The following is a 12496-nucleotide window of genomic DNA, read 5'->3' on the forward strand; positions in this document are numbered from 1 at the left end:
GCCCCGGGCCGCTGCGAACTCGAGTTGGCCGCCGGCGGTCCGTAATATTGCGCCATGGGATATGTCCAGTCGTCCGGTGCCGCCGCGGGACTGTGGGATATCGCGATCCCGACCCGGGCAGATCGGCTCGCGGGGATCGAGATGGCAGGATTCCGGGGCCGGACCGCGGATCTCGTCGATATCCGGGTTATCCCGCACCCGGCACTCACGATGTTCATAGATTTCGGAGACGGACGGCTCGTCGACGATACGAACGACCGACAGCTGCGCGGCGGGATCTTCGCCGGATTCCTACCCGGTAGCGTGCGCGGGGTAGGCACCGAAATCGATTGCCTGCAGATCCGGCTTTCGCCGGCGGTCGCATACCGAGTGCTGGGTACCTGCGCGGAATTGGGGGCGGCGATGGTCCCGCTCGAGGAGTTGTGGGGATCCGACGCCGAACGGGTCCGCCGGCGATTGCAGTCCGCCCGTGCATGGGACGAGCGGTTCACGATCGCGAAAGCCGCCCTCGTTCGCCGCTACGAGACAGGACGCGCGGTGGATCCGGAAGTCGGGTTCGCCTGGGCGCGAATGGTGCACAGCCGGGGGCAGGTCCGGGTCGAGCGGCTGGCGGCCGAGACCGGATGGAGCCGTAAGCGGTTGTGGTCGCGATTCGGATCCCAGATCGGGCTCACCCCCAAACGCGCCGCGCAGCTGGTCCGCTTCGACCACGCCGCGCACCGGCTCGCCGCCGGACACAGCGCGGCGCTGGTGGCCGCGGACAGCGGTTACGCCGACCAATCCCATCTCAATCGGGACATGGTGGCCTTCGCCGGGATAACTCCCCGGGCGATGGCGGCCGCTCCCTGGCTCGCCGTAGACGAGATGGCCTGGGCTGGGCAGGCGTACGTGCCCGTGCACTGATCAGGGCCGTCTCGGCTGGAACATTCATCCAATACATCGCGCCGGGCCGCGCAGATGCTTGCAGTCGTATCCGGAAAGTACCGGTGGGCCCGTGTTTCCGTGCCCACCGGGAGACGTGGCGTTCCGCTCGCCACTCGACTGCAAGCCAGGAGCGCTATGAACGACGTCAGAGGCATCGAATGCCCGCCGCTCGGCCGTCCGCTGCCGGCGAACCCGACGCGGTTGCTGCGCCCCTACCTGGGCGGTTTCGGCGCCGTAGTGGTGCTACAGATCGTCGGCGCGGTAGCCGGTCTGGCGCCGCTGCTGGCGGTGGTGGAACTGGGCCGCACCCTGCTGTCCTCCGATCCGATCGACCACGGCCACGTGTGGATCGTGGTGACAGCGGGTGCGGCCGGTCTATTCGTGCGACTGCTGTGCACGGCGGCGGCATCCGGAATCGGGCACCTACTGGACGCCCGGGTACAGCTGGCGTTCCGGCGGCAGCTGGCCGAGCGACTGGCCCGGGTACCGATCGGCTGGTTCTCCCGTCGCCGGACCGGCGAACTGGCGAAGGTCGTCGGTGAGGATGTGGCCGCCGTTCATCCGTTCATCGCCCATGCTCCCGGTGAGCTCGTCGCCGCGTTCGTGGTGCCGCTGGTATCGCTGATCTATCTGTGCGCCGTCGACTGGCGGCTCACGCTGATCACGCTGATACCGGTACTGCTGGCGGTTGCGCTGGTCCCGCTCATGATGCTCCCGGCCCGGCTGCGTGAACAGGAGGAGTTCGACGCGGCGATGGGACGGATATCGAATTCCGTGGTCGAATTCGTCCAGGGCATCTCAGTGGTGAAAGCGTTCAGCGGGACCGAACGCGCACACGGGGAATTCATCGCGGCGGCAGAATCTTTCGTCGCGGTATTCCTGCGCTGGGTGCGCGGGATGTCGGTGCTCGCCGCAGGGATGCAGCTGGCGCTTTCACCCCCGTTCGTGCTGGCCGTAGTGCTGGCCGGCGGTACCGCGCTGATCACCTCCGGTGAACTGGCCCCGGCGGACCTGCTGCCCTTCCTACTGCTGGGTCTGGGACTGACCGCCCCGGTCGCCGCCCTCGGACACGGTTTCGACGATCTGCAGGCCGCCCGGCGCGCGGTGGGCCGGATCCGCGAAGTGCTCGACCGGCCCCCGCTGCCCGAACCCGCGCGACCCCGCACACCCACCGGCCACCGGGTGGAGTTGCGGGACGTCCGCTTCGGCTACGACCCCGGACACGAGGTACTGCGCGGAATCGATCTGGTCCTGGAACCGGGCACGGTCACCGCACTGGTCGGCCCCTCGGGCAGCGGGAAATCCACGCTTGTCCAGTTGCTGCCGCGCTTCTTCGACCCGGACCACGGCGCGATCATGCTGGGTGGAGTCGACCTGCGTGACCTCGCCACCCGAGACCTCTACCGGACGGTCTCCTTCGTCTTCCAGGATGTTCGGTTGCTGCGCGCCTCGGTCGCGGAAAATATCGCGCTGGCGGTCCCGCAGGCCGGTCTCGACGAGGTGGTTCACGCCGCGAAATCGGCGAACATCCACGACCGGATCCTCGAACTGCCGCACGGATACGAGACGGTCCTCGGTGCCGAGACCGGGCTGTCCGGCGGTGAGGCACAGCGGATCTCCCTGGCTCGCGCCCTGCTCGCGAATACGCCGGTGCTCGTGCTCGACGAAGCCACCGCCTTCGCGGACCCGCGGACCGAGCTGGCTGTGCGCCGGGCACTGGCGGCACGGCCCGACGATCGGACGGTCCTGGTCATCGCCCATCGGCCGGAGACGATCGCCGCCGCCGACACCGTCGTGATGCTGGAGAACGGATCGATCGTCGAACGCGGTACCCCCGCCGAACTGCGCGCCGCGGGTGGGAGATTCGCCGCGTACCAGCTCGACCGACACTCGCTGGACATCCAAACCGACAGTGAACTGCTACAAGGAGATATGCCGCGATGATCCGGTTGTTGTTGCGGGTGCTCGGTCCCGAGTACGCCCGGCCGGTGCGCCGCACCGTAGCGCTGATGACGGTGACCGCGGTCGCCGAGGGTCTGTCCTACGCCCTGCTGGTCCCGGTGCTGCGAGCACTGTTCGGGAGCGTACCGGGCGACGCCCGGCCCTGGCTGATCGCGTTCGTGGCCGCCGTCACGTTCTACGGTGTGCTGCGCTATCTCAGCGATCTGTCCGGCTTCCGGGTCGGGTCCACGCTGCTGCTGGGCCTCTACCACCGGTTCGGCGATCACCTGGCCCGGTTGCCCCTCGGCTGGTACAGCCCGGGCCGGGTCGGGCAGGTATCGGTGCTGGCCGGGCGCGGGATTCTCGAGGCGATGGGGGTGATCGCACATCTGCTGGCGCCGTTCGTCGCCGCCTGTGTGACACCGCTGACCATCGTCGTGGTCATGCTCGCCTTCGACTGGCGGATGGGGCTGGCCGCGCTCGCGGCGGTGCCGGTCGTGGCACTGGTTCAGATCCGAACCGGGCGTTCGGCGGCGGCCACCGACGAGGAACGGCACACCCGGGACGCGGAGTCCACCGCGCGGGTCATCGAATATCTGCAGGCCCAGCCGGTCCTGCGGGCAGGCAGCCGGAGCGGGGAACGTTTCCGGCTGCTCGACGATTCGCTGCGCGAGGTCGAGGCGGCGAACCGGCGGTCCACGGCGGCGGCACTGTTCGGTGCGGTGGGCTCGGCGGTCACGGTGCAGGCGATGTTCACCGCGCTGCTGGCACTCGGCGCCTATCTGGCCCTGGGTGGCGATATCGGCGCAGCGGAACTGCTGACGATTCTGGTGCTGGCCGCGCGCTGTGCCGACCCGCTGCTGTCGCTCTCCGAGATCGGCGGCAGCTTGCGCAGCGCGCATTCGGTACTGGCGCGGCTCGATGACCTCTTGCGCGTCGAACCGTTGCCGGAAGCCGCCGAACCGGTGCGCCCGGCCGGTCACAGCCTGGAGCTGGAGTCCGTCGTATTCGCGCACGGGGCCCGCACGGTGATAGACCACCTGTCGCTCTCGGTGCCGGAAGGCCGGCGGCTCGCCATCGTCGGCCCGTCGGGCGCGGGTAAGAGCACGGTGTTGCAGTTGATCGCGCGCTTCCACGATGTGGACGCCGGGACCGTGCGGGTCGGTGGTGTGGATGTGCGGGCCGTCGATACCGCGGTGGCCACCGCACAGTTCGCCATGGTGTTCCAGGACGTCTACCTGTTCGACGGCACGATCGAGGACAACATCCGTCTCGGCCGACCCGACGCCACCGAGGCCGATATCCGCGCGGCGGCCACCGCGGCCCGTCTCGACGATGTGATCGAACGCCTGCCCGGGGGCCGGTCGGCGAAGGTCGGCGAAGGCGGGGCGCTGCTGTCGGGTGGTGAACGCCAGCGCGTATCCATCGCGCGAGCGCTGCTGAAGAACGCGCCGATCGTACTGCTCGACGAGGTGACCTCGGCGCTGGATCCGGTGAACGAGGCAGCCGTGCACGAAGGTATCGAACGCCTCATGGCCGGCCGGACGGTCGTCATGGTGGCGCATCGGCTGCGGACGGTCCAGCGGGCCGATCGAATCGTCTTCCTGGACAAGGGGCGGGTCGTGGAGGAGGGCGGTCACGACGAACTGTTGCGTCGCGGCGGTCGCTACGCCGATTTCTGGGAGGTATCCGCAGCACCGGGCGTGTGCGAATAAGTCCTGAGTGGCGGGCTCGACCTAGTCGATCGGGCGGATCGACGGGCCGAAGCCCTGCGTCATCAGGACGTGGTCGGCGAGATCCTCCATACTCATCATCTCCGGATGGCTGTAGTAGATCAGCTCGAAACGACGATGCCGCCAAGACATCGGGTCCATCCGTCCCGCATCGCTCGTATCGCACAACGCTTCGAGCCGACCCAGATCGAACGGCTCCTTACCGCGGGCGTGCCCATCCGCCTTGACCGCCGCCAAGCGCTCTGTACGTGTCAGATCCGCCCTGCTCCACACCCCCGCCGCGAAACGACGCGCTTCTTCGAGGTCCACTGACGCTCTCCTACCTGCCCGCGGGCCCGGTCCAGCCGGCAGGCTGGTTTAACCACGAGAAGTTCTGGGTACGATTCTAGGCCGTCAACCACGGGGTTGCATCGCCGAATCCCGTGCGCGCGCCGAAACGCCTCGCACACTGGGCATTCTACGAATCGAACCGGATCATGCCGACGAATTCGCCGCAACCGAGAAGAAGATCACCGGTCCTGGGCGCCGGGCAACGTCGTGGACCGGCGGGCCGGCAATCCGAGCCGGCCCGCCGGTCGCGGGCAGTCGACGGGCGCCGCGCCGGGTGTACGCGAAGTCCACCCGGGCCTCGATCCGCCGAAAACGTCCAGTTCCTCGAGGTAGTCCATCCTCGAGGTAGTCCAGTTCATCGAGGTAGTGGCACTGTTCCGGATCGCGCACGGAGCAGGCCGGCCGCGGCGGCGTGGGCCCGGAACCGATCCCGCCCGGTCGGGTCATCGGCCTCGCCGGTGACGGTCAGGGCCCGGTTCCCGGGGTGCACGCCCGGTGCCGGACCGGTCGAGAGCCCGGGGAAATCCCTGGCGCGATCACGCCCCGGGGGCGGGCACGCATCGGCGGCGGTATCGCGGCGTCGACCGGAGAAACCCGGCGAGAAAAGCGGCATCCAACTCTCCTGTCGCGGAGCGGTGCGTGCAGTCTTCGTCGCGGTATTCGATCATTGTCCGAACAGTAGCCAATATGCTGCCACCGCTATCGGGTGTCAAGCGGAGGAAGGGTTGCAGAACGGCCACGGATCGGCCGAATAGCGGCCTGTGGTCGAAGTATGGCCGGAAACTGCCGGGCCGCAGACTCCTGGAAAGGGCCGCCCGTCATGTTTGCTGAACGGATGCGATCCGGCGCGCACTGTGACCGACGCCACCGCCGGCATCGCCCGCGTGCGGGCCAGTCGTTCTCGCCGAGCCCGCAGCGGTCATCCGGTCCCGAGTGGCAGTGCGGATATTCCGCTCGGGATGGCGGATGTCCCTCCGCCGCCGTTGCCATACGTTTTCCGGCAACGGCCGCGGAAGGAGAGGGATCCAAATGGCTATCGCACCTACTTTCGATATTCAGCTCACGGAGGCCGATCTCCGCGAGCAGTTGCGGACCGATGTGCTCTGGGGATTGTCCAGCCGCCGGAAATGGCTTCCGTCCAAATGGTTCTACGACGCCCGGGGCAGCAAACTCTTCGATCTCATCACCGGGCTCCCGGAGTACTACCCGGCACGCACCGAACGCGCGCTTCTGCACGGCTGCGCCGATGAGATCGCACGCCAGGCCTCCGGGGCGACCGAATTGGTCGAGCTGGGTTCGGGATCTCCGGAGAAGACGCGACTGCTGCTGAACGCGCTCAGCGCGCACGGATCACTGTGCTCCTACGTACCGCAGGACGTCTCCGAGAGTGCGTTGCGGGCCGCGGCCGATTGGGCCAGCGACGAGTTCCCGTATCTGTCCATCCACGGAATCGTCAGCGATTTCACCACCATGCTCCGGGCGTTGCCGCACGGTGGCCGCCGCTTGGTCGCGTTACTCGGCGGCACCTTGGGCAACCTGGCGCCTTTCGACCGCACCGCGTTCCTCGGCGAATTGCACCGGGTGCTCACACCCGGCGAACAGGTGCTGGTGGGCGTCGGGCTGGTGACCGATCCCGCCGTGATGATCCCCGCCTACGACGACGCCGCGGGTGTGACCGCGGAGTTCAACCGCAATGTGCTGCATGTGCTGAACGACCGTCTCGGCGCGGATTTCGATCCGCTCGGATTCGAGCATTTCGCAGTATGGGATCCCGATCTCGAATGGGTCGAAATGCGTTTGGCCGCCACGAAGCCGATGCGGGTCACGGTTCCCGATCTGGATCTGGTGGCCGATTTCGCCGCCGGCGAGCAGATCCGTACCGAGATCTCGGCGAAGTTCCGACTACCCGCTCTCCGTAACGAACTGGCCGCAGCCGGTTTCCGGACGCGCCGGGCATGGGCCGATCCCGACCACCGATTCGCGCTGGTACTCGCCGACAGGTGAACCGGTTTCCGAGCCGCGGTGATTCTGCGGCTTCCGGATCCGGTTACCGCGTCGCGAGGTGGTTCTGTTCCGGGCCGGCCGGGCAGTTCACGGGGTCGATGCCGGCGCCGGCGTATAGCGGATCCGCCAACCCCCCTCCCAGCGTTGTCCGGGTGCCAGGTGTCGTAGGCCGCGACCGGAGTTCAACGCGTCCGGCGGCGCGGTCATCGGCTCCAGTGCGACAGCGACACCTTTACCGTCCGGGCGCGGGAACTCCCGGGGCGTGAAGACCTGCAGGTATTCCCACCCGGCATCCCCCGCGAGTTCGACCGTCGCACCGTCGGGTGCGGTGAGCCGGGCCGCCGCCGCGGGTGTCACCCCACCGAACGGCGTATCCAGGTCCAGTTGTGCGAGCGGTACTCCGGCACGCAGGTCGTAGCGGGTGCCCTCGACCGGATGTTCGGCCACCGGATTCATCCGGGCATCGGTCTCGAAGTACGTCTCCGCGGCCACCGTCAGCACCAGATCCTCGATCGGGGTCGCGCCTATCCGGAAGTACGGGTGTGCGCCGACCGCATAGGGCGCGGACCGTTCGCTGTGGTTGACCACCCCGTGGGTCACGCTGAGCCCGTCGGCGTGCAGTTCGTAGCGCACCCAGGTGTCCAGCAGGAACGGCCAGCCGTGCTGTGGCGGTATCAGCGTGCCCAACGTCACCGTGCCGGCGGACTGTTGCCGTATCTCGTAGTCGGTATTGCGCAGCAAACCGTGGATGGCGTTCGAACGCGTCACCTCGGTGATATCGAGCTGCTGCGGTAACCCGTCGAGGATCCAGATACCGTCGCGGACCCGGTTGGGCCACGGCGCCAGGACGATACCGGCACCCATCGATGGTGTGGCATCCGCTGGAACCGGCTCGGTGACCGCGACACCGTCGACGGCCAGACCCCGCAGTACAGCGGCCACAGTACCGATCTCGGCGCGCGCACTCCGGGTCTTCAGAACAATGGAACGACCGGTCGGGGTCGGTTCGGAGGAGGTCACCTCCGCCAGCCTAGATCGACGCACTCCCACCGGCCCGCGGCGCGGTTTCACCCGAATCGGATGATGTGGCGCGCGCGTCGACGGCACAGGATCGACAGCTATGACGACCGAGCGCCTGGGCCCTGTCGAACTGGCCGTACTGGCCTTTCCCGCCGACCGGGTCGCGCCTTCCGTAGTCGACGCGTTGCGCGAGGTGGTCGACCACGGCGACGCCACCATCATCGACCTGATCTATCTGGCGAGAACAGCGGACGGCGATATCGTCCAGCTCGAGGTGGACGAGCCATTGCAGGATGTGGGGCTGGCGGGGCTGTCCGTCGACCCGCGCGGGCTGGTCAGCGACGCCGATCTCGATATCGTCCGCGACACCCTCGAACCGGGCACCTCCGCCGTGGTGGTGGTCTACGAACAGACCTGGGCCCGTCGGCTGGGCGCTACCGTGGCCGCTGCCGGCGGCGAACTGGCGCTGCACGTCCAGATTCCGCGCGACGCCGTGGACGCGGCGCTCGCCGCCTCGTGAGAAAGGACCGGCCATGGTGTTCAGGGCAGGACGCGTAGGACGGCCGGGGCTGCTCGGCACGGTCGCCCGGACGGCCGTGGTGGCGGGTACCGCCCGCGCCACCACCAATGCCCTCGACCGTCGCTCCCAGCGCCGGGCGAGCGAGCAGCAGGCATACCAGGAACCGCAGCAGGTCTACCAGGAGCCTCCGGCGCAGTACGCGCCGCCGCAGGCCCCGCCCGTACCCGCGCAGTCCGAACAGGACCTGGTGGCCAAGCTGGAGCGTCTCGGCCGGTTGCGCGATTCCGGGACTCTTTCGGAGCAGGAGTTCGCGGCGGCCAAGGCTCAGCTACTGCAGTAGCCGGGCTGCTGAAGTGACGGGCTACTGAAGTGGCGCTAGAGCCCGTTGACGATCACCGCGTCGCAGTCCGCGGCCGCCTGCCGCAGCGGGATCGCCGCCTGGGGTTCAGGATCCGGCTTTCCCGTTACGCCGGAGCAGATGCGGCCGCAGCCGGTTGAACCCGCGCACCCGCACACTGCGCAGATGCCGGATATCCAGTTCCGTCTCACCGTCCAGTGCGGCCGCGGCACCGTCGTCCACCAGGATCGTGCCCGGCCGGGCGACACCGGTGAGCCGGGCGGCGATGTTCACCACCGAGCCGTACAGGTCGCCGAAACGCTGCAGCACCGGCCCGTAGGCGATGGCCACCCGCAGTTCCGGGGTGGTGCCCACGGTCATGGTGGATTCCTGCAGCGCCAGCGCGATCCGGGCCGCGGCCAGCGGCGATTCGGCCGCGAACATGACTTCGTCACCGACGTTCTTGACAACCCAGCCGCCGTTCTCGGCGATGGCGTCGTTGGTGGTGGACTCGAAGGCTTCCAGCAACGTGGACAGTTCGTCCGGATGGAGGTGCCGGGTCAGCCGGGTGTAGCCGACCATATCCGCGAAGCCGACGGCCAGCACCCTGGTCGAATCCTCGGCCGGGCCGGTCTCCTCCAGATTGCGCGCGAGCGCCGCGTCGAGGTGCCGTCGCCACGCGTAGGACAGCAGGCTCTCCAGCAATTCCACCGTTTCGGCGGTCGCGGTGCGGGTGATCTGTGCGCGGTCCCCGTCGGCTCCGGCGGCGGCGACGCGTCGATCGATCTCGGCGAGCACCAGATCGACCTGCCATTCCGCCAGGCGCGCCATGGTCTGTCCGATCGTGCGGGCGGTGGCGGCCTGCTGGCGGGCATCGGCCCCGGCCAGGATCCCGACCTCCCGGAACCGCTGGATCGCGGCGATATCCGCGTCGGTGTAATCGCGCGCACTGTCGTCCTCGCTGGCGGGGAAACCCAGGGAGACCCACAGCCGTCTGGCCAGCTCCGGCGATACCTCGGCTTTTTCGGCGACCTCGATACGGTTGTAGCGCCGACGGCCGGCGAGCAGGCTCGCCTCTGCCGCCGACCGCACCGATTCGGCCCTCTCCTGCGACACCATGGCCGAAACCTTACGACGCCGCGGCGGCCTGGCGGCGGGACGGGAGGAATCGTTCGGTGATCTGCGTCATGGCGCCGGTATCCCGGACAGCTACCGACCCGGCCGCGCGGACCAGGACCCCGCGGCCGGGGCCACCTGCGGCGCCGCCGCGGGCGCGGGCGCGGGCGCGGGCGCGGGAGCGGGCGCGGGCGCGGGCGCGGGAGCGGGCGCGGGCCCGGGCACCTCGACGGGAGGGATGACCGCCTCGACGGGAGGAGCGGGCGCCTCGACGGGGGCGGGCGCCTGGGCAGGAGCGGGCGCGGGAGCCGGGGGCGCCGTCGGCGGCGGGGCGGTCGTCACCGGCTGTGGGGCGGAGTTCGGGGGCAGCTCCGGGGCGGGGACCGCCTGCGGCGTGGTGGGGATCGCGGGCGAGCCGGGGGCCTGCGCCGACTGCGGCGCCGGGGCCGATCGCGGTGCGGGAACCGGCGCCGAGGGCGGGGCCGCCCGGCCCGGTTCGCTCCGCGAGACGAACAGCGGCCGATCGGTCGGGAGATTGATGAAACTCGGCGCGGCCGGATCCAGCGCCAGATGCTGAGGTTTGAGCTCGGTGTCGTTCAGCATGGGCCGGAAGGCCAGCGCCTTGGGCGAGTTACCGGCGAAAACGTCGAGCCGCAGCCGGTGCCCCGGCGCCAGCACCGCCTGGATCGGAATCACCGCGATATCGAGGGTGACCGCTTCGCCGGGCACCACCTTCTGCACACTGTCGAGAGTGAGCGGGTTGTGCGGCGCGGTGAGATCTCCGTTGGGTGACCGGGTGCTGCGGGCGTCGTCGATCGCCCGCAGCGACGCGGTGAGCTGGCCGGTGCTCAGCACGGTCGAGGTGCCGTCCGGCGCCACATCGTTGACCGTCACGTTCCAGTAGCCGTCCTGGGCGTCGTGGACCGTGTTGAGGTGCACGTTGATCGGACCGGACACGATCGTGCGTTCGGCGATCGGCTCGGTGGTGAAGGTGAGCGCGTTGCGTTCGGCGATCCGGGAATCCTTGGCGCACATATCCAGTACCGCGCCGATCCCCGCCGATCCCTGCGCCATATCCCGCGAACACAGATTCGTCAGACCCGGCGCCACCGTGAGCCGGTCGGCTCCGTCCGGCTGCCCGACGAGCGAACCGTCGTGCACGCTGTCGTCGGTGGTGCCGCTGGGGGCGCCGGACAGATAGACCCGCCGGTGCGTCATACCCGGCTGCGGGAACTGGTCCATCACCACCCAGTTGCCGCCCTGCTCCCAGACGATCACCGGGCCGTAACCGGCGATACCGTTGTCGATGTCCTTGAGCCAGTGGTCGAACCACGCGCGCTGCAGAACGTCCAATCGCGGCGGGGACCCCGCCCGGCCCGTTCCCGACCCGGGGTTGGCGTGATAGGTATCGCCGACGATGAGCTGTTTACGCCCCGGCGGCAGCTGGATGTCGTTGTAGAGAGTGGTCGCGCTGTTGGCGAAGATATCGTGCCAGCCGCCGTAGACGAAGGTCGGCACGGTGATCTTCTCCGGATGGCCCATGATGCCCTGCCGGAAGGCGCTGTTCTCGTCCAACGCGTCGGCCAGCGCCGGTGGCATATTGCGCAACGACGGTGTGAGCAGGGCTTGGGCCAGCAGGTCGTAGTTCGTCGCGGGATCGGCCATCCGGTCGCTGAGCCACTGCCAGTCGAAGGTGCCGTCGAGCATCGACTTCACATCCGGCATGAGTTTCGCCTGGTTCACCTGGTTCAGCCACAGCGGCAGGAAGGTCACGCCCACTCCGCCGCCCGGTGCCACCACATCGCGCATGAGATCGCTACCGGGTTCGACCGGGAAGATGGCCTGCAACGGTTTCGGCGCGTTCTCCGCGGCGCGCAACTGATTGATCCCGGCGTAGGACCCGCCGCTCATGGCGATCCGTCCGTTGGACCAGGGCTGACGGGCCGACCATTCGATCACCTCGCGCGTGTCGAGCTGTTCACGTTCACCGAGGGTGTCCCACAGTCCCTGCGACTGCCCGGTACCGCGCACATCGACCGATACGACCGTGTATCCGGCGCGGACGAGCTGGCTGTCGAGCCCGAGCACGGTCGCCACCGTGCCGCCGTCGAGGGCGTGCAGCAGATCCTCGAAGCCGCTGATCGGGGTGCCGGTCAGGTTGATCCGGCGTACCAGGTCCATGGTCCACTGCCGCACTTCGGGATCGCCCATCGCCGAATCGATGAGACTCGACATCATCTTCGAGTACGGCGTCATGGTGACGATCGTGGGCAGCGGCCGGGTCTCGGCCGCGCCACCGGCCGCGGCGGGCCGGTAGACATCGGCTTTGAGTACGACGCCGTCGCTCATGGTGATCAGCACGTCTTTGTCGATCTGTGTTTCCGGATACGGCTGCGGCCCGTCGTGCAGGGCGGTCCACTGCTGGGCGAGCTCGGCCGGTGACGCGGCAGGCGCGGTATCGCGATGGACCGGGTGGCGTGCGTATTGCGCTGCCACCACCAGGATCACGGTCACGATGATGACCACGGTGGCGGCCGCGAGCCCGTGAACCCGGTACAGCCGCATGAACAA

General features: G+C 68.7%; 10 protein-coding genes. 6 read left to right on the forward strand and 4 right to left on the reverse strand.

What is annotated here, in order from left to right:
• Positions 1–54: 54 nt before the first annotated feature.
• The 3 genes from OG405_RS22715 (at position 55) to OG405_RS22725 (ending at position 4580) form a co-directional block, all read left to right on the forward strand.
• On the forward strand, positions 55–903 hold the full coding sequence (locus OG405_RS22715) for an AraC family transcriptional regulator (RefSeq protein WP_327148484.1): 849 nt from the start codon (positions 55–57) through the stop codon (positions 901–903).
• A 156-nt stretch (positions 904–1059) separates the two neighbouring features.
• The gene (locus OG405_RS22720) at positions 1060–2868 is read left to right on the forward strand and encodes an ABC transporter ATP-binding protein (protein ID WP_327148485.1); all 1809 of its coding nucleotides are present in this window, start codon (positions 1060–1062) and stop codon (positions 2866–2868) included.
• Complete coding sequence (locus OG405_RS22725) at positions 2865–4580, forward strand: ABC transporter ATP-binding protein (protein WP_327148486.1); 1716 nt, start codon at positions 2865–2867, stop codon at positions 4578–4580. Before OG405_RS22720 ends, OG405_RS22725 begins: the two co-directional genes overlap by 4 nt.
• A gap of 21 nt (positions 4581–4601) precedes the next feature.
• Here OG405_RS22725 and OG405_RS22730 read toward each other — a convergent pair whose 3' ends face one another.
• A complete protein-coding gene (locus OG405_RS22730) occupies positions 4602–4907 on the reverse strand; it encodes a hypothetical protein (protein WP_327148487.1) in 306 nt (101 codons plus the stop codon).
• A gap of 1050 nt (positions 4908–5957) precedes the next feature.
• Between OG405_RS22730 and egtD the strand changes: the two genes are divergently transcribed.
• A complete protein-coding gene (gene egtD, locus OG405_RS22735; protein WP_327148488.1) occupies positions 5958–6932 on the forward strand; it encodes an L-histidine N(alpha)-methyltransferase in 975 nt (324 codons plus the stop codon).
• A gap of 87 nt (positions 6933–7019) precedes the next feature.
• On the opposite strand, the gene OG405_RS22740 is transcribed toward egtD, so the two are convergent.
• Positions 7020–7952 carry an aldose 1-epimerase family protein gene (locus tag OG405_RS22740; RefSeq protein ID WP_327148489.1) on the reverse strand — a complete coding sequence of 311 codons (933 nt, stop codon included), beginning with the start codon at positions 7950–7952 and terminating at the stop codon, positions 7020–7022.
• A 100-nt stretch (positions 7953–8052) separates the two neighbouring features.
• Between OG405_RS22740 and OG405_RS22745 the strand changes: the two genes are divergently transcribed.
• Together OG405_RS22745 and OG405_RS22750 are read left to right on the forward strand one after the other, a co-directional pair.
• Positions 8053–8472: a DUF6325 family protein gene (locus tag OG405_RS22745; RefSeq protein WP_327148490.1), complete on the forward strand. Its 420-nt coding sequence runs from the start codon at positions 8053–8055 to the stop codon at positions 8470–8472.
• Positions 8473–8485: 13 nt separating this feature from the next.
• Positions 8486–8812: an SHOCT domain-containing protein gene (locus OG405_RS22750; protein ID WP_327148492.1), complete on the forward strand. Its 327-nt coding sequence runs from the start codon at positions 8486–8488 to the stop codon at positions 8810–8812.
• Between the two features lie 105 nt (positions 8813–8917).
• On the opposite strand, the gene OG405_RS22755 is transcribed toward OG405_RS22750, so the two are convergent.
• Both OG405_RS22755 and OG405_RS22760 read right to left on the reverse strand, forming a co-directional pair.
• The gene (locus tag OG405_RS22755; RefSeq protein WP_327148493.1) at positions 8918–9928 is read right to left on the reverse strand and encodes an adenylate/guanylate cyclase domain-containing protein; all 1011 of its coding nucleotides are present in this window, start codon (positions 9926–9928) and stop codon (positions 8918–8920) included.
• Between the two features lie 90 nt (positions 9929–10018).
• Positions 10019–12490, reverse strand: a complete 2472-nt coding sequence (locus OG405_RS22760; RefSeq protein WP_442790782.1) for a CocE/NonD family hydrolase — start codon at positions 12488–12490, stop codon at positions 10019–10021.
• Positions 12491–12496 lie beyond the last annotated feature (6 nt).

The sequence above is a fragment of the Nocardia sp. NBC_01329 genome (assembly GCF_035956715.1).
Lineage (GTDB): Bacteria > Actinomycetota > Actinomycetes > Mycobacteriales > Mycobacteriaceae > Nocardia.